Here is a 16,707-nt window from a genome sequence, read left to right on the forward strand (position 1 = left end):
GCTGCGGGCCGGCCGGACGCCGCGGACGGCGCGCCCGTCGTCGCGGGTGCCGGACCGGACCCCTGCCCGGCGGTCCCGCCGGGAACGGCCCGCTGCCGCTGCGGCGCGGGAACGACCGGCTCCGGAGCGCCCGTGGCGTTGTTGCGCGGCATCCCGGCAGCGGGGGCTGCTGTGGCGGCGGCAGCCGGGCTTGCGGCCGGGGCGGCGCCCTGCCCTGAAGCGCGCGGCGCCTGCGCCCGCAGCGGGCGCCCGGGCAGGCCCTCAGGCTCCGGCGGACCCACAAAGACCGGGGGCGGACCCTCGGGTTCCTCCGGCGGCGGCGCAAGACCGCTTGGCTCCAGCAGGAGCACCTCTTCCAGATGCTGAAGATCCACCAGCGGCACGGCGCTGACGGCCATGAACTGGGTATAGTCCGAAGGGGCCACGCTCACCACGCGGGCCACGGGCAGCCCCTTGGGATATTTGCCGTCCAGGCCGGAAGTGACGAGCACCTCGCCGTTTTTCACGCCCGCGTCGCGCTGGACAAAATTCACTTCCAGCTCACGCCCCATGCCCTTGCCCATGAGGATGCCGGGGGCGCGGCTCTCCTGGCCGAAAACCGCCACGCGGCTGCCGGGGTCCGTGATGAGCAGGGCTGTGGAGGCGTGGGGGCTGGCCTTGAGCACCCGGCCCACCAGGCCAAGATGGGTGACGAGCGGCGTGCCCGGGCGCCCGCCCGTGGCGTAGCCCCTGCTGATGGTGATGCTGTCCAGCACGGCATTGGGACCGAGCCGCCCGGCGAGCACCCGCGCGCCCAGGGGGCGCCAGCTCACGTCCACGGGCAACTGGACAAGCTCGCGCAGGCGCCTGAGTTCGGCGAGGTCCTCGCCGCTGGCAAGCAGCCGGGACTCAAGCTCGTCCACGCGCGCCTTGAGGCGCAGGTTCTCCTCGCGCACATCCACAAGGGCGAAGTAGCGATCCCAGAAATTGGCGGTCACATCCTGCACGCTGCGTACCGAGCCGAGCACGGCCCCGCCGACCTCCAGGCCGACGGCGGCGGCGATGTCATCCAGGGCGTGCGTGCGCTGGTTCCAGGAATACATGCCCAGAAAGAGGATGAGCAGAACGCCCGCAAGAATGAGGATGCGCCGCAGATTCACGGAAGCCTACCCCCGGCCGCTGAAGCCCTGCGGCCGGAAGACCGGGGCGCCGTATCCACGTGCGGGTCCGCTCAATCTATGCAGACTTCCTTGAAGATATGGAGATTGTCCAGCGTCTTGCCCGTGCCCACGACCACGGTGGAGAGCGGGTCGTCCACCACGGTGATGGGCAGGGAGGTCTCCTCGCGCAGGAGCTGGTCCAGCCCCTTGAGCAGGGCGCCGCCGCCGGTGAGGACGATGCCCCGGTCAACGATGTCGGCGGCCAGCTCGGGCGGCGTCTGCTCCAGCGCGATACGCACGGCCTGGACGATGCTGTCCACCTGTTCGGAAATGGCCTTGCGTACCTCCTCGGAGGTGATGATGATGTTCTGCGGAATGCCGGTGACGAGGTCGCGGCCCTTGACCTCGATCTGCTGTTCCGGGTCCTGCGGATACGCCGAGGCGATCTTGATCTTGATCTCTTCCGCCGAGGATTCGCCGATGAGCATGTTGTACTTGCGCTTGACGTGGGTCATGATGGCTTCGTCCATCTTGTCGCCGCCCACGCGCACCGAGCGCGAATACACGATGCCGGAAAGGGAGATGACCGCCACCTCCGTGGTGCCGCCGCCGATGTCCACCACCATGTTGGAGGTGGGTTCCTGGATGGGCAGGTCCGCGCCGATGGCCGCGGCCATGGGTTCCTCGATGAGATAGACCTCGCGCGCGCCGGCGGACTGGGCCGATTCCTTGACCGCGCGCTTTTCCACCTGGGTGATGCCCGTGGGCACGCAGATCATGATCCTCGGCCGCACCATGCGCCGGGAATTGTGCACCTTGGCGATGAAGTGGCGGAGCATGGCCTCCGTGACCTCAAAGTCGGCGATGACGCCGTCCTTCATGGGACGGATGGCCCAGATATTGCCGGGCGTGCGGCCGAGCATGCGCTTGGCGTCCTGGCCGACGGCAAGCACCATGTTGTTGCCGCGCGCATCCTTCTTGACGGCCACCACCGAGGGCTCGCGCAGCACGATGCCCTGGCCCTTCACATAGACGCAGGTATTGGCCGTTCCCAGATCAATAGCCAGATCGTTGGAAAACAGGCCCAGTACGACATCCAGAACCTTGGACATGCTTTGTTCGCCTCGTTCTGCCGCTTGCTGCGCATGCGCGGCGCGCATGCAGAAATATCCCGGAAAACGCTTTCGCGCCGGGCTGAAAAGTGTTCTTCCAAATTTGCCGCGAAGTCAAGCCGCGCGGGGGGAAGTTCAAAATCTTTTCCCCCGGGCGGTGCGGCCGCCGGAGCGGTTTCGCGATTCCCTTGCGGAAGCGCTTTAAAACCGGAAGTCGCGCCGGCCCTCGGCAATGGCCGCCAGGTGGCGCTGCGCGATGGCGCGCACATGGGGGCTTCGCACGTTTTCCAGTTCCCTGCGGATGAGCGCCTCGCCGCGTTCCCGCGTGGCCGGGCTTGCATAATCCTCCAGATACTCCTTGAGCGTGAGTAGCGCGTTGGGATGGCAGCAGTTCTGGATCTGCCCGCTCTTGCACAGGCTCATGAACCGGTCGCCGGTCCGGCCCTCGCGGTAGCAGGCGGTGCAGAAACTCGGGATGCAGCCCAGGCCCATGAGCCAGTGCACCACCTCGTCCAGGCTGCGGTTGTCGCTCACGTCGAACTGGCGCGAGTTCTCCTCCTCGGCTTCCGGCTCGGCATAGCCGCCCACGCTGGTCCGCGAGGCGCCGCTGATCTGCGAGACGCCCAGGCCCAGCACCCGCTCGCGCACGGCGCGGCTTTCGCGGGTGGAGACGATCATGCCCGTATAGGGCACGGCCAGGCGGATGCAGGCGCAGATGCGGGCAAAGGTGGCGTCGTCGATGCCGTGGGCGAAATCCGCCGGGTCGATGCCGTCGGCGCGGCGCACGCGCGGCACGCTGATGGTGTGCGGACCCACGCCGTGGACGGCCTCCAGGTGCTCGGCGTGCATGAGCAGGGCGGCGAACTCCCGCCGCCAGGCGCCCAGCCCGAACAGCACGCCCAGCCCCACATCGTCGATGCCGCCGTCCATGGCCCTGTCCATGGCCTCGGTATGCCAGGCGTAGTCATGCTTGGGTCCGGTGGGGTGCAGCGTTTCGTAGGCCGCGCGGTCATAGGTTTCCTGGAACAGGATATAGGTGCCGATCTCCGCGTCGCGCAGGCGGCGGTAGTCCTCCACCGTTGTGGCGGCGATATTGACGTTGACGCGGCGGATGGACCCGTTGCGGTGGTGGATGCCGTAGATGGTGCGGATGGACTCGATGATGTAGTCCAGCGGGTTTTCCTTGGGGTGCTCGCCGGACTCCACGGCCAGGCGCTTGTGCCCCATGTCCTGAAGGGCCGTCACCTCGCGGACGATCTCCTCCTGGCTCAGCTTCTTGCGCGGCATGTGCGTGTTGGCGCGATGGTAGGGGCAGTAGGTGCAGCCGTTGATACAGTGATTGGAGAGATAGAGGGGCGCGAACAGCACGATGCGGTTGCCGTAGAAATCGCGCTTGACCTGCGCGGCCAGCTCGAACATGGCCGCCGTGGTTTCCGGGTCGTCCGCGGCAAGCAGGACGGATGCCTCGCGGTGGCTCAGGCCCTTGCGCTCCGCGGCCTTGGCGAGGATGTCGCGCACGGCCGCCGGGTCGCGGGCGAGCCGGCCGGCTTCGGCCACGGCGGCGGCCGCTTCTGCCTGGTCGATGAATTCCGCCGCATGGCGGGAGTGCGGATCATACATGGCGATACCCTGACGCGCGTCGCCAGGGACGCGCGGGCGTTGAGAAGATGCGTGACGCGGGGCGGAGCTTCAGGCGGAAATGGTGAGGCGGCCGTCTTCCAGCCGCGCCTCGCGGGAACAGCAGGCCGGGGCGTCCCCCGCTTCATGGGAAACGAAGACCAGGGCCGGCCCTGCGCCGGACGCCGCCAGGCGTTCCAGCGCTTCAAGATAGCGCGCCCGGCTCTCCGCGTCCAGACCGGAGCAGGGTTCGTCCAGCAGGAGGACATCAGGACCCCCCATGAGGGCGCGCGCGAGAAAGAGGCGCCTCAGTTCGCCCGTGGACATGCGCCGGATGGAGGTCGCCGCCAGGCGGACGCCCCGGCCCCCCGGAAAAAAGCTTTCCAGCAGCGCCATGGCCGCCGCGCGCTCCTCCGCGCTGAACTCCCGGTAGATGCCGATGCTGTTGTCCAGCCCGGAGCAGAGAAGTTCCAGACCGTTCAGGGCATAGCCATAGAGCGCCTGGGAAAGATCCGAGACGAGCCGCACGCCCCGCCGCGTCTCCTCAAGGGTGGCCGCCTCGCGCCCGAGCGACGGCAGAAAGCGCGTGAGCCTGCCGCCCGCGGCCGCGAACTCGTCCCCGGCCAGCAGCCGGAGCAGGGTGGACTTGCCCGAGCCATTGGGTCCGGAGATGCGCCAGTGCTCGCCCGGCCGCAGTTGCCAGGTGATGTCGTGGAGCACCTTGCGCCGGTCGATATAGACGCTGACCCGGGCCAGGTCGAAGATCGGGGGCGCCGCTCCCCCCTCCGTCCCCACCGGAGCGGAGCGGAAGGGATGGCGGGCGTCCAGGGCCGCGGCCGCGGCCGCGCCGGCGGGCGGCTCCCCGGCAAACAGGCGCCCGTCGCGCATCCACGCGCGTCCGGCGCACCAGTCCGGCACGCTCTCCGGCCGGTGGGTGGCGAAGATGACCGTGCCCCGCGCGGCATAGGCGGCCAGCACATCGTCAAGACGGCGCCGGTGCCCGGAATCCAGGCCGTCCAGATATTCGTCGAGCAGGAGCAGGGCCGGGTCGCGCGCCAGGGCGCGGCCCAGGAGCACCAGGCGGAGCTGCCCCTGGGAAAGCTCCGGCAGCCGCCTGGTCAGGAGGGCGACGCAGCCCAGGCTCCCCGCCGCGGAGCGGGCGCGGGCCTCGGCCTCTTCCGCCGGGGTGCGGGGCGCGACCTCCCGGATGGCGGCCATGAGCGCTTCAAGGGCCGTCATGTCCGGCGCGCGCCGCTGCCAGCCCTCCTGCACGGCCGGGGAGACCAGGGTGCAGAGGGCGCGCCCGGCAAGGGGCGCGTCTTCCATGCCGTCCGGTCCCCGCCAGAGGATGCGGCCGGACGCGGGCCAAAGCTCGCCCGCCACAAGGCGGAGCAGGCTGGACTTGCCCGCCCCGTTGGCGCCGAAGAGCGCGCAGTGCCCCCCCGCCGCCACCTGCCAGTGAATGTCGGTCAGGACCGGGCGCCGCGCCGCGTCGCCGGGCAGAAAGCAGCTCACGCCCTCGATGCCGACGAGAAGATCCCGGGAGTCCATGCCGTTCAAAACGGAAGCTCGCGCCGTCCGCCGCGCTCGAACACCACCTGCCGCGCAAAGCCGAAGCGGCGCGCATAGTCCGCCAGCCGGTCGAAATCGCGGGCCACGTCCCGGACGCTGTGGGCGTCCGAGGCGAAGGTCACGGGAATGCCCAGTCCGGCGGCCAGCTCCATGATGGGCGGCGCGGGATAGATCTCGCGGCAGGGCTTGCGCAGGCCCGCCGACGAGATCTCCATAGCCATGCCCGCGTCGCGCAGGGCCACAAGGCAGCGGCGCACGCGGGCGCGGCTTTCCGGCCGGTCGAGCCAGGCGCGGAAGCGCTCCACGGAAAAGATCTTGATGAGATCGGGATGCGCGGCGATCTGGAAGAGCCGGGAGCCGAGCATGGACTCCCAGGCCGTGAAGTACGCGTCATACCACGCGTTGCACTCTTCCTGCCCGGCGGCGCGCCACGCCTCGTCGCCGTCGTCGAAGCCCCAGCGCCCGAGAAAGTGGACGCTGCCGATGAGATAGTCGAACTCCTCGGCGGCGCAGGCCCGGCGGGTGAAGGCCTCCTCGCCCTCCAGCCAGTCCATTTCCATGCCAAGCAGGGCGCGGGGCTGCCCCGGGCGCGCCCCGTCCCTGAGTTCCCTGACCTCCCGGAAGTAGTCCGGCAGGGAGGCCGCGAGCCTGTCGCGGTATTCATGGCGGTAGGTGAAGCCCTCCGGCCGTGGCGAATGTTCGCTGAAGCCGATGATCTCAAGACCGGCGGCGGCCGCGGCGGCATACATGGCCGCCGGGCTGTCCGCGCCGTGGGAATAGCGGGTATGGGTATGCAGGTCAGCGCTGATCATGACTGTCATATGCCCGGCCCGTCGGGACCTCTCCGCCCCCGGGCCGGGAAGCGGTTTCAGGCGCCCAGGCGGCGCACGATCTCCTGCCCGGCCCTGCGGCCCGCGCCCATGGCGAGGATGACCGTGGCCGCGCCGGTGACGATGTCGCCGCCCGCGAAGACGCCGGGGATGGAGGTCTCGCCGGTCTCGGGATCGGCCTGGATATAGCCGCGCTCCGTGCGGGCCAGGTCGGGCGTGGCGTCCAGCAGGATGGGGTTGGAGCGCGTGCCCAGGGCCACGATGGCGAGGTCCGTGGCGAGGTCGCGCACCGCGCCTTCCACGGGCACCGGCCTGCGCCGGCCCGAGGCGTCCGCCTCGCCCAGTTCCATCGTCTGGAGGGTGACGGAGACCAGGCGCGACTGTTCGTCCCCGTTGAAGCGCACCGGCGCGGAAAGCAGGGCGAACTGCACGCCCTCCTCCTCCGCGTGTTCGATCTCCTCCCCGCGCGCGGGCATTTCCGCGCGCGTGCGGCGATAGACGACATGCACGCTCTCCGCGCCCATGCGCAGGGCCGTGCGCGCCGCGTCCATTGCCACGTTGCCCGCGCCGAAGACCGTCACATGCCGGCCGGGGAAGGATGGCGTGTCATATTCCGGGAACCCGTAGGCCCGGCCGAGATTGATGCGCGTGAGATATTCGTTGGCCGAGAACACGCCCACCAGGTTTTCGCCCGGCACGCCGAGAAAGACCGGCAGGCCCGCGCCCACGCCGATGAAGACCGCGTCATGGCTCTCGCGCAGTTCGGCCACATCCACGGTGCGGCCGCCCACATGGTTGAGGTGGAAGCTCACCCCAAGCTCGCGCAGGCCGGCGATCTCGGCCGCCACCACGTCCTTGGGCAGACGGAAGGCCGGGATGCCGTACACGAGGACGCCCCCGGCCTCGTGCAGCGCTTCATAGACGTCCACCTCAAGCCCGGCGGCGGCGCAGACGCCCGCGCAGGTGAGCGAGGCGGGTCCGGAGCCGATGCAGGCCACCCGGCCGGCGGCGCGGGGACCGGGCGCCGGGGGGCAGGCGCCGGGGGCCGTCTCGCAGGCGGCCAGATGGCTGTCGGCCACAAAGCGTTCCAGACGGCCGATGGCGACAGGCTGCCCCTTGGCCTTGAGGATGCACTTGCCCTCGCACTGGTGCTCCTGCGGGCAGACGCGGCCGCAGACGGCGGGCAGGCTGTTGGCGGCGCGGATGATGCGGTAGGCCTTTTCAAGGTCGCCGGCCGCCACCTCGCGGATGAAATCGCGGATGGGCACTTCCACGGGGCAGCCCTTCACGCAGGTGGGCCGTTTGCACTGGAGGCAGCGCGCGGCCTCGGCGGCGGCCATTTCCCCGGTATAGCCCAGAGCCACCTCACGGAAATTGCGCCGACGCTCGGCCGGAGCCTGGCAGGGCATGTCCACGCGCGGGGCCACGTTTCTGGCGGATGTTTCAGTTGCCATGGGGCTGCTCCTTCCTGTAGCGGTCAAAGGATGTCGCCTCCTGTTCCCGGAAGGCCGCGAGCCTGCGCCGAAGCTCGTCGAAATCCACCTGATGGCCGTCGAATTCCGGGCCGTCCACGCAGGCGAACTTCGTCTTGCCGCCCACGGTCACGCGGCAGGCGCCGCACATGCCGATGCCATCCACCATGATGGGGTTGAGGCTCACCGTCGTGGGCACGCCGAAGGGACGCGTGGCCTTCGACACGGCCGCCATCATGGGCACCGGCCCGACGGCCACCACCTCGCCCACGCCGCCGGCGGCAAGGCGCTCCACCAGCGGCTCCGTGACCAGGCCCTTGCGGCCGTAGCTGCCGTCGTCCGTGCAGATGACAAGCTCGTCCACGAAGCCGGACAGCTCTTTCTCGAAAAGGAGCAACTGCTTTTCGCGCGCGCCGATGATGGCGACCACATGATTGCCCGCGCGCGAGTGCCCCCGGGCGATGTGGTGCATGGCCGCGATGCCGGTGCCGCCGCCCACGCAGATCACGGTGCCGAGCTTTTCGATGCGCGTGGGCCGCCCGAGCGGGCCGCACACATCCGGGATGGCGTCGCCCGCCTCCAGGCTTTCCAGCAGGGCCGTGGACTTGCCGAGCACGAGATAGACGATGGTGATCTCGCCCCGGGCCGCGTCGGCATCGGCAATGGTCAGGGGAATGCGTTCGCCCGCAGGACTCATGCGGAGCATGACGAAATGGCCCGGTCGGGCCTTGGCCGCGATCTCGGGCGCGTGGAGCACGAGCTTGCTCGTCTTGCCGGGGATCAGGCGCTCCTTGTGCAGAATGGGCGTGGGCATGGCATCTCCTCCCCCTCGGGTGATGGCCGGGCGGGCAACGCGCCGCGGCCGGGCGCCGGGTCATCCGGCACCTGGCAGCATAGGCGCGAATACCTTGGCTGGCAAGCCTTGAAGGCATCCCGGCATCCATTGCCTCTCCGGGAAAAATAGGGCATACTTCCTCTCGCCCATCCGGCATCCTTTTTTTTATTGATGCTGTCCGCGCGGAGGCGGTGCTTTCGCGCGCGTGTTTCCCTCTTGCGCCATCCAACGAGGAGGATACCATGGCCCAGGATTATTTCCGCGCCCTGCGGGACGTTGCGCTGGTCATCAATTCCAGCCTGGAACCCAAGGAAGTGCTGCACAAGATCACCGAACAGACCGCCAAGACCATGGGCTGCAAGGCAAGCACCATCCGCCTGCTGGACAGCACGGGCCGCTTCCTTCTGCCGAGCGCGGCGTGGGGCCTTTCGGCCAGCTACATGCGCAAGGGTCCCGTGGAGGTCAAGCGCAGCGGCATGGACAGCGAGGTGCTCGCGGGCAAGAGCATCCACCTCAAGGACGCCGCCGCCGACGGCCGTTTCCAGTACCCTGAATCGGCCAAGGCCGAGGGGCTCGTTTCCGTGCTTTCCGTGCCGCTCATGGCGGATGGCAAGGCCATCGGCCTCATGCGCGTCTATTCCGATGTGGAACGCGAGTTCACCCCGGACGAGGAGACCTTCATGGAAGCCGTGGCGGCCGTTTCCGCGCTCGCCATCGAGAACGCGCGCCTGCATGACGCTCTGCGCAACAACTACGAGCTGATGAGCAAGCACGCCTATTCCGTTTACGAAGACTAGCGCCGGAACGCTCCGGCGCGACCCCAGAGATATCCAGCCACTGAACGAGGTATGATACCCATGAGCAACGTCAAGGTCGGCATCAACGGCTTCGGTCGCATTGGTCGCCAGGTGTTCCGCGCCCTGCACGAGCGCTACAAGGATCAGGTGGAAGTGGTCGCCATCAACGACCTCTTCGACGCCGAAACGAATTTCCACCTGGCCGAGTATGACTCGGTCTACGGCCGCGCCCATCTCGACGCCAAAATCGACGGCGACACCGTGACCGTGGGCGACTGGAAGATCCACTGCTTCGCCGAGCGCGATCCCAAGCAGATCAAGTGGGGCGACTACGGCGTGGACGTGGTGGTGGAGAGCACCGGCATCTTCCGCACCGCGCCCCAGGCCGCCGTGCATCTGGAAAACGGCGCCAGGAAGGTCATCATCACCGCGCCCGCCAAGGAAGAAGACATCACCATCGTCATGGGCGTCAACCAGGACAAGTACGACCCCGCCAAACACAATATCGTCTCCAACGCCTCCTGCACCACCAACTGCCTCGCCCCGGTGGCTCTGGTGCTGCAGAAGGAATTCGGCATCAAGCTCGGCAACATGGTGACCATCCACTCCTACACCAACGACCAGCGCATCCTCGACATGGCCCACAAGGACCTGCGCCGGGCGCGCGCCGCGGCCTGCAACATCATCCCCACCTCCACGGGCGCGGCCCAGGCCGTCGCCAAGGTCATCCCCGAACTCAAGGGCAAGTTCAGCGGCTATTCCCTGCGCGTGCCCACGCCCACCGTCTCGGTGGTGGACTTTTCCGGCATCCTCGAAAAGGAGACCAGCACCGAGGAAGTGCTCGCCAAGCTCAAGAGCGCCTCGGAGACCTACCTCAAGGGCGTGCTCGAATACAACGACAAGCCCCTGGTCTCCATGGACTTCAAGGGCAATCCGGCCTCGTCCATCGTGGAATCGTCCTACACCACGGTGCAGGACGGCCACCTGATCAAGGCCGTGGCCTGGTATGACAATGAATGGGGCTATTCCAACCGCGTCTGCGACCTCATCTGCCTGATGAAGAACAAGGGCCTGTAGCGCCCGCTTTTGCAGGCAGACGCTGCGTGCGCCGTTGCCCGCTCCGGTCCGCCGGGGCGGGCATGGCGTTTATGGCGGCATGACACGGCAATGCAACAGGAGGAGCTGTCCTGGCGTCTGCGTGCAAACGCGGACATCAGGACAGCTCCGAATTTTTTCTCTGGCGCCGCCGGCACGGGACATGCTTCAGAAAAATGCCCCGTTGTCTGGTCCCTGGCATTTAGAGCGGTTTGGTATTGAAAGTATCCAAACTGCTCTAGAGAACGGGCGTATGGGTCTCCTCCGTCACAACGCCTGGAGCATCGAAGGCGGCGAAGTGCTTGAAAATGGACAGCGCCAGGCAAAAAACGCTCCGGGGTGTGCGGCGGGTTCAGGACTCCTCCTCCGCAAGCTCCTTGCGGAGCTTCGCCATGAGGGCCTCGTCGGCCTGCGCGTCGCCCATGAGCCACGGCCGCCCCAGGTAGCCGTATTTGGGCATGCCCAGCCGGTGATAGGTCAGGACCTCGTAGCGCACATTGTCGCGCCTGGGCAGGCTTGCGCGGATGGCGCGGATCATGTCCGGGGCATCGTTGAAGCCCGGGATGACCGGCGTACGCACGGTCACGGGCAGGTCGGGGAAGTTTTCAAACGCATGGTGCAGGTTTTTCAGGATCTGCCCGTTGTCCTGGCCGGTAAATTCCCTGTGCCGGGCGCTGTCCAGGCTTTTCACGTCAAAGATGAGTCCGTCCAGCAACTGGCACGCCTCGTGGAAGCGCTCCGTTGGAACGTGGCCGCAGGTCTCCATCATGGTGTGGATGCGCGCCTTGCGCGCCGCGCGCAGCAGGGCCAGGGAAAAGTCCGGCTGGGCCATGGGTTCGCCCCCGGAAAGGGTGAGTCCGCCGCCGGAGCGCTGATAAAAAACATCGTCTTCCTCAATCTTGCGCAGGATGTCGGCGACGCTGCGCCGCTCCCCGTAGATGGTCTGCGCGCCCGACGGGCAGGCGCGGCCGCACGCGCCGCAGTGTGTGCAGGCCGTCGCGTCAAAGCGGAGGAGTCCTTCGGCGGTGAGCTTCAGGGCGCCGTTCTCGCAGACGGCCAGGCAGCGGCCGCACTGTTCGGCGCCAAGGCAGCGGTTGGGGTTGAACGCGTGCTCAGGCTCGAAGTGCTGCGATTCGGGATTGCTGCACCAGCGGCAGCGCAGGGGACAGCCCTTGAGGAAGACCAGGGTGCGGATGCCCGCGCCGTCGTGGATGCTGAATTTCTGGGTACTGAACACGATCCCCGTGATGTCGTTGTTGCTCATGCATGCTCTCCTTGTATCCGGGGTCCGGCCTTGGCGCCCCCGCTGAACGTTTTGCGGAGAAAAACAAGAAAATACACGCCGCTGCAAAGGGCGGCGGTGATGTCGCTGATGGTTTCCGCAAGGACGACGGCTTCGATCCTGGCATCCAGCAGCGCCGGCAGAACGTAGATGAGGGGGATGAGCAGGATGCCCTTGCGGAACAGGGCGAAAAAGAGCGCCAGCCTGCCATGGCCGAGCGCATTGTAGCTTTCCTGGCTGACGACCGTGACGCCGAGCAGAAAGCCGCCGGAAATATAGATGCGCAACAGCGGCGCCGTGGCGCGGACGAGCGCCTCGTTGTCGGTGAACAGGCCGGCGAAGAATGCCGGGAACCCGGCCATCAGCCCTGTCATGAGGACGGAATAGACGCACAGCGCCACGCCCGTGAGCCGGATGGCCCGCCGGACGCGGCCGATGTTCCCGGACCCGTAGTTGTAGCTCACCACCGGCTGCGCGCCCTGGTAGATGCCCACCATGGGCAGGAGCAGCACCTGGAAGAGCGCGCTGAGGATGGTCATGGAGGCGATGGCCTGCTCACCGCCGAACCTGCCCATCTGCAGGTTGAAGCAGAGCACCAGTATCCCCTCGCTGCCGACCATGAAGGCGGGCGCAGAGCCAAGCAGCGAGATGCGCCCGGCCAGGCTGCCCCCGGGGGTGAAAAACTTTCTGCGGATGCGGATCAGGCAGCGCGGACCCCGGAAAAAACGCAGCACCCAGAGCAGGGAAAGGGACTGCGCGATGACGGTGGCGACCGCCGCGCCGGCAACGCCCATGTCCAGAGCGAAAATAAAGACCGGGTCCAGAAGGATGTTGGCGGTGCAGCCGATGAGCGGCGTCATCATGCCCACGCGCGTGAATCCCTGGGCATTGATGAAAAAATTCAGGCCCAGGCCGGTCATCATCACCAGATTGCCCAGGCTGTAGATACGCAGGTACAGCGCCGCGGGCGCGAGGGTGGCCTCGCCGGCGCCAAAGAGTCCGAGCAGCGGTTCGGCCCAGAACAGGAGCGCCAGCGTGGAGACCAGCGCGCAGAAGACGAGCCAGAAGAGCGACGCGCCAAGGATGCGCTCGGCTGTCTCCGTGTCGTCCGCGCCCAGGCTGATGCTCCCCAGCGGGGCGCCGCCGCGGGCAAAGAGGTTGACGAGGGCGAGCAGGAGCGTGGTCACGGGAACGCAGATGCCCACGGCCGTGATGGACGCCACGCCCTCAAGGGTGTGCCCGAGGTAGGCCCTGTCCACGATGTTGTAGCCCAGCGTGATGACCTGGGACAGCATCGCGGGCAGGGCCAGCGAAACGATGAGTCCGGGCAGCGGCGCGCAGGCAAGGGGACTTTTCGCGTGTGCCGCTTCCGGCGCCGGGGCGCTCACAGCTTCAGGAATTTTTTGGCGTTTCCGTAAAGCACCTTTTCCAGCACGTCCTCGGTGAAGCCAAGGTTTTTTGTCACGTCAAGGGCTTCGGAGACATGGGTGAAGGGATGCGCGCTGCCAAAGAAGATCTTGTCCGCAAGCCTGGTGTTGATGACAGGCACATAGAGCGAGATCCACATGTTCATGGTCATGTCCGAAATATCCATGAACACGTTTTCGTTGCGGAACACCGTGGCAAGCGCCTCGTACGGGAAGTTCCATGCCGCGTGGCTCATGACGATACGCAGCTCGGGAAAGTCCGCGGCGACGCTGTCGATGAGCACAGGCCGGGTGTTGCACATGGGGATGCGCGGCATGGGCGCCGGGCCTGTGGTCATGATGATGGGCACGTCCAGCTCGCAGCAGACGGTATAGAGCGGGTAGAAGCGCGCATCGTTGAGCGGCAGGCGGCAGATGTCGGCATCGATGGACGCGCCGGCGAAGCCGTCCTCCTCCACCGCCTTGCGAAAGGCCCGCAGGCCGGGCATTCCCTTGTAGGGGTCCACGCCGTAAAAGCCGATGATGGTGTCGGGATAGGCCTTCATGGCCTCCAGCACGCCGGGATTGGAGGACGCGGCGCGGGAAACGGTTTCGCAGTCGCGGCCGTTCATGACGAACTTCTCGCCGCCCAGCGAGCGGAACTGCTCCACTTCCTGCGCCAGCGTGGGCGCGGGACCCCTGCCGAAGCCTGTTTCGGCCACAAAGCCGCTGAACGCGGGATTGTTGACGATGGAATCGATGACGGCCTTGACGCAGGGACGATACCGGAAGTCAATGAATTTCATGGAACTCTCGTGCGGGGTTTGCAGGGGCGCCCGCGGGCGCCCCATGGTTCGGGAAATCAGCAGGAGGCCTGCTCCGTGCGGTCGATGAGGTCGTTTTGCAGGTCGGTGTTCAGATCCACGAAATACGCGCTGTATCCGGCGATACGCACCACCAGGTTGCGGTACTTGTGCGGGTCCTTCTGGGCCGCGATCATGGTCTCGCGGTTGATGACGTTCATCTGGAGATGCCAGACCCTGAGGTCGATGAAGCTGCGCAGCAGATCCACCAGCTTTTGCGTGCCCTCGTCGCCTTCCACGGTCTTGGGCGCCAGCTTCATGTTCAACAGGCGGCAGGCGCGGTTGGGCGCGTTCCAGTTGGTGCTCTTGTATTGCGAGAGCAGCACGGCCGTGGGACCGCTCACGTCCGAACCGTGCGAGGGGGAGCTGCCATCGGAAAGCGGCTGCCACGCCTTGCGGCCGTTGGGCATGGCGCTCACGAACTTGCCGTGGGGCACGTTGGCCGTCACGGACGTGGTGCGTACCTCGATGGGCTGCACACCGTTCTTGCGGGCGTAGCGGGCCGTGAAGTCCAGGATGCTCTTCTCCACCTGCTTGTAGAGGTTGTCGGCATAGTCGTCGCCATTGCCAAAACGCGGCGCGCGCGCAAGGATGGCCTGGAGCGGCACATTGTGCTCGAAATCGTCATCCAGGGCCGTGAGCAGTTCGCTCATGAGCACGCTCTTGTCCTCATAGACGAGCTTCTTGATGACCAAGAGCGAATCGACCAGGGTGCCGAAACCGATGGCGTCGAAGAAGGCAAGATCAAAAGCGCCCTCTGGCGACTGGTCGCTGTTGAGGTCCAGGCAGCTCTCCATGCACAGGTCATGCAGCCCGGAGGCCAGCGGGCTGGCGAAATACCTGGCCCGCGTGTGGTGGATGGTGTCCTGGAGGAGGAAGGCGCCCACGATGAGGTGGTGCAACTGGGCCTCATAGGCCTTGAAGAAGTCCTCCCAGGTGGCGAAGCTCAGCGGGTCGCCGCTCTCGAAGGTGAAGACCTCGTCGCCAAACTTCCTGAGGCGCCCGTTACGCAGGGTCAGCTCCAGCGCGGCGCAGAGGTTCACCTGGGTGCCGGGGCTCATATAGGTCTCCCGGTTGATGAGCCGCGTCTCATTGCAGCCGCTCACCACATAGTCGTACACATCGCTCACGGGCGCGCCCTTGGCGAGCAGGCGCGGGATGAGTTCCTCGTCGTTGACCACCTTGGGATAGCCCTGCCCCTGCTTGATGGTCTCGGCGATGTCCCAGAGGTAACGCCTGGGCGAGCGGGTATGCACGCGCGCGGCGAGGTCGGGATAGTGGGTGGGGAATTCGCGCTTGGAGCGGAGCATGAGATAGGTCAGTTCGTTGGTGGCATCCTGACCGTCGCGGGTCTGGCCGCCGATGGTCACGGCCTCCCAGTGGGCGAAGCCCGCCTGGGTGTCCATGACGCCGGGCGAAAGCGGCAGCTCGATGAACTGGGCCATCTGGCACCAGAGGCAGCCCAGGATCTCCAGGGCCTTTTCCTCGGTGAGGGTGCCGTTTGCCATGTCCTGGCGGTAAAAGGAAATGAGCTGCTGGTCCATGCGGCCGTTGGAAATGATGCAGCCGGTGCGCTGCTCCAGCCGGGAGAAGGCCTGGGCGAACCAGTGGGCCTGCACGGCCTCGGCGAAAGTGCGCGCCGGAAATTCCGGCACACGCTCGCAACGCTCGGCGATGTCCAGCAGTTCGGCCTTGCGCGCGGGGTCCTTCGTTGCGGCGGCCTTTTCGCGCGCGAGTGCCGCATGACGCTTCGCAAACGTGATGACGCCTTCGCACGCCAGGATGACGCCCTGGAGGAAGGGAATCCTGTTGAGGATATTGTCGGGATCGTTCGGGTCGAGAGATGCCAGATGCTCGCGGGCCTCGTCCTGGATGGCGCGGAAACCCTTTTTGAGCACCTTGTCAAAATCCAGCACCCACTGCAGGCTCGAGCGCAGGGAGGACGATTCCGCGACCACATAGCGCGGCTTCAGGCCCTCGCGGTCGCTGTAGGACAGATGGCGGCAGCGGTCGGGCATGGCCGTGAACAGGCCGTGGTGATAGGTTTTTCCGTTCCAGTAGGAGCCGATGTCCTTAAGGATGACGTCGAAGTCTTCCTTCATGACCTTGATGGGCGGATTTTCCCGCCGGGAAAAATCGTCAAGCACGGTCTCGTAAAAATCGCCGTCCAGTTCGGGATAGAGGATGCCGTAGCGGCAGTTGTCCCGGCCGAGACGTCCCACGATGAGCTGCTTGTCCTCGATATAGACGGGGATGTTCTCCGCGATGTGCAGGAGCGCCTTGCCCCAGCGCAGGGTAAGATGCTCGCCCTCGGTCTGGCGCATGGATTCGGTGAAATAGCGGGCGCGCTCCACATCGATGACCGGCGGCGTGCAGTCGAACTCCTCCAGCATGCCGATGACCCGGGGCTGCGATTCCTTGAACGGACTCGGCTTCCCCTTGGCCGCGTTTTCGATCCACTCTTCCTGCGGGGTGCAGCAGCAACCAGCGTCAAGCATGGCGTACCTCCTTTGCGAGTATGGATGCCCGGGGACTGGACCCGGTAGTGGCAATTTTCCCCACCTCTTTCAAAGAGTGTACCATAAATATTGATAAATATTTTCAATGGATTATGGAATGCTTTTCCTTTTCGGGAACCTGAAGTGCCGGATATGGAACAAAACTGTACTCAATGAGGACATATTTGT

Annotated in this window: 13 protein-coding genes; 2 read left to right on the forward strand and 11 right to left on the reverse strand. The window is 66.4% G+C overall.

Annotated elements, in window-relative coordinates; translation table 11 throughout:
• The 7 genes from mreC to QZ294_RS07980 all read right to left on the reverse strand — a co-directional run.
• Positions 1–1,139: rod shape-determining protein MreC (gene mreC / locus QZ294_RS07950; protein WP_297048700.1), on the reverse strand; the 1,139-nt coding region annotated here is incomplete at its 3' end.
• Between the two features lie 71 nt (positions 1,140–1,210).
• The gene (locus QZ294_RS07955) at positions 1,211–2,251 is read right to left on the reverse strand and encodes a rod shape-determining protein (protein ID WP_297048702.1); all 1,041 of its coding nucleotides are present in this window, start codon (positions 2,249–2,251) and stop codon (positions 1,211–1,213) included.
• Between the two features lie 201 nt (positions 2,252–2,452).
• Positions 2,453–3,871, reverse strand: coding sequence for a [FeFe] hydrogenase H-cluster radical SAM maturase HydG (gene hydG / locus QZ294_RS07960; RefSeq protein WP_297048704.1), 1,419 nt, complete (start codon positions 3,869–3,871; stop codon positions 2,453–2,455).
• A gap of 69 nt (positions 3,872–3,940) precedes the next feature.
• Positions 3,941–5,419, reverse strand: coding sequence for an ATP-binding cassette domain-containing protein (locus QZ294_RS07965; protein ID WP_297048706.1), 1,479 nt, complete (start codon positions 5,417–5,419; stop codon positions 3,941–3,943).
• Between the two features lie 5 nt (positions 5,420–5,424).
• A complete protein-coding gene (locus QZ294_RS07970) occupies positions 5,425–6,252 on the reverse strand; it encodes a histidinol-phosphatase (protein WP_297048708.1) in 828 nt (275 codons plus the stop codon).
• A 56-nt stretch (positions 6,253–6,308) separates the two neighbouring features.
• Positions 6,309–7,724: an NADPH-dependent glutamate synthase gene (gltA, locus tag QZ294_RS07975; protein WP_297048710.1), complete on the reverse strand. Its 1,416-nt coding sequence runs from the start codon at positions 7,722–7,724 to the stop codon at positions 6,309–6,311.
• The gene (locus QZ294_RS07980; RefSeq protein WP_297048713.1) at positions 7,714–8,556 is read right to left on the reverse strand and encodes a sulfide/dihydroorotate dehydrogenase-like FAD/NAD-binding protein; all 843 of its coding nucleotides are present in this window, start codon (positions 8,554–8,556) and stop codon (positions 7,714–7,716) included. Before QZ294_RS07980 ends, gltA begins: the two co-directional genes overlap by 11 nt.
• 263 nt (positions 8,557–8,819) lie before the next feature.
• Between QZ294_RS07980 and QZ294_RS07985 the strand changes: the two genes are divergently transcribed.
• Together QZ294_RS07985 and gap are read left to right on the forward strand one after the other, a co-directional pair.
• Positions 8,820–9,374 carry a GAF domain-containing protein gene (locus QZ294_RS07985; RefSeq protein ID WP_297048714.1) on the forward strand — a complete coding sequence of 185 codons (555 nt, stop codon included), beginning with the start codon at positions 8,820–8,822 and terminating at the stop codon, positions 9,372–9,374.
• 60 nt (positions 9,375–9,434) lie between these two features.
• Entirely contained in the window at positions 9,435–10,451 is a 1,017-nt protein-coding gene (gap, locus tag QZ294_RS07990; RefSeq protein ID WP_297048717.1) for a type I glyceraldehyde-3-phosphate dehydrogenase, read from the forward strand.
• Positions 10,452–10,821: 370 nt separating this feature from the next.
• On the opposite strand, the gene QZ294_RS07995 is transcribed toward gap, so the two are convergent.
• Genes QZ294_RS07995 through QZ294_RS08010 form a run of 4 tightly spaced genes read right to left on the reverse strand, consistent with a single transcriptional unit; the run spans position 10,822 to position 16,518 of the window.
• Positions 10,822–11,733, reverse strand: coding sequence for a glycyl-radical enzyme activating protein (locus QZ294_RS07995; RefSeq protein WP_297048719.1), 912 nt, complete (start codon positions 11,731–11,733; stop codon positions 10,822–10,824).
• On the reverse strand, positions 11,730–13,139 hold the full coding sequence (locus tag QZ294_RS08000) for an MATE family efflux transporter (protein ID WP_297048722.1): 1,410 nt from the start codon (positions 13,137–13,139) through the stop codon (positions 11,730–11,732). Before QZ294_RS08000 ends, QZ294_RS07995 begins: the two co-directional genes overlap by 4 nt.
• Entirely contained in the window at positions 13,136–13,963 is an 828-nt protein-coding gene (locus QZ294_RS08005) for an amidohydrolase family protein (protein WP_297048723.1), read from the reverse strand. Before QZ294_RS08005 ends, QZ294_RS08000 begins: the two co-directional genes overlap by 4 nt.
• Positions 13,964–14,019: 56 nt before the next feature.
• On the reverse strand, positions 14,020–16,518 hold the full coding sequence (locus QZ294_RS08010; RefSeq protein ID WP_297048725.1) for a pyruvate formate lyase family protein: 2,499 nt from the start codon (positions 16,516–16,518) through the stop codon (positions 14,020–14,022).
• Positions 16,519–16,707 lie beyond the last annotated feature (189 nt).

Origin of the sequence: uncultured Desulfovibrio sp. (assembly GCF_910584445.1) — a bacterium.
Taxonomy (GTDB): Bacteria; Desulfobacterota; Desulfovibrionia; order Desulfovibrionales; family Desulfovibrionaceae; genus Desulfovibrio.

Bases quoted from the DNA above. Each gene is read 5' to 3' on its own strand.
- QZ294_RS07965 (WP_297048706.1), bottom strand. From the start codon at position 5,419: ATGGACTCCCGGGATCTTCTCGTCGGCATCGAGGGCGTGAGCTGCTTT.
- QZ294_RS07985 (WP_297048714.1), top strand. From the start codon at position 8,820: ATGGCCCAGGATTATTTCCGCGCCCTGCGGGACGTTGCGCTGGTCATC.
- QZ294_RS07955 (WP_297048702.1), bottom strand. From the start codon at position 2,251: ATGTCCAAGGTTCTGGATGTCGTACTGGGCCTGTTTTCCAACGATCTG.
- gap (WP_297048717.1), top strand. From the start codon at position 9,435: ATGAGCAACGTCAAGGTCGGCATCAACGGCTTCGGTCGCATTGGTCGC.
- QZ294_RS07980 (WP_297048713.1), bottom strand. From the start codon at position 8,556: ATGCCCACGCCCATTCTGCACAAGGAGCGCCTGATCCCCGGCAAGACG.
- hydG (WP_297048704.1), bottom strand. From the start codon at position 3,871: ATGTATGATCCGCACTCCCGCCATGCGGCGGAATTCATCGACCAGGCA.
- QZ294_RS08010 (WP_297048725.1), bottom strand. From the start codon at position 16,518: ATGCTTGACGCTGGTTGCTGCTGCACCCCGCAGGAAGAGTGGATCGAA.
- QZ294_RS07995 (WP_297048719.1), bottom strand. From the start codon at position 11,733: ATGAGCAACAACGACATCACGGGGATCGTGTTCAGTACCCAGAAATTC.
- QZ294_RS07970 (WP_297048708.1), bottom strand. From the start codon at position 6,252: ATGATCAGCGCTGACCTGCATACCCATACCCGCTATTCCCACGGCGCG.
- QZ294_RS08005 (WP_297048723.1), bottom strand. From the start codon at position 13,963: ATGAAATTCATTGACTTCCGGTATCGTCCCTGCGTCAAGGCCGTCATC.
- gltA (WP_297048710.1), bottom strand. From the start codon at position 7,724: ATGGCAACTGAAACATCCGCCAGAAACGTGGCCCCGCGCGTGGACATG.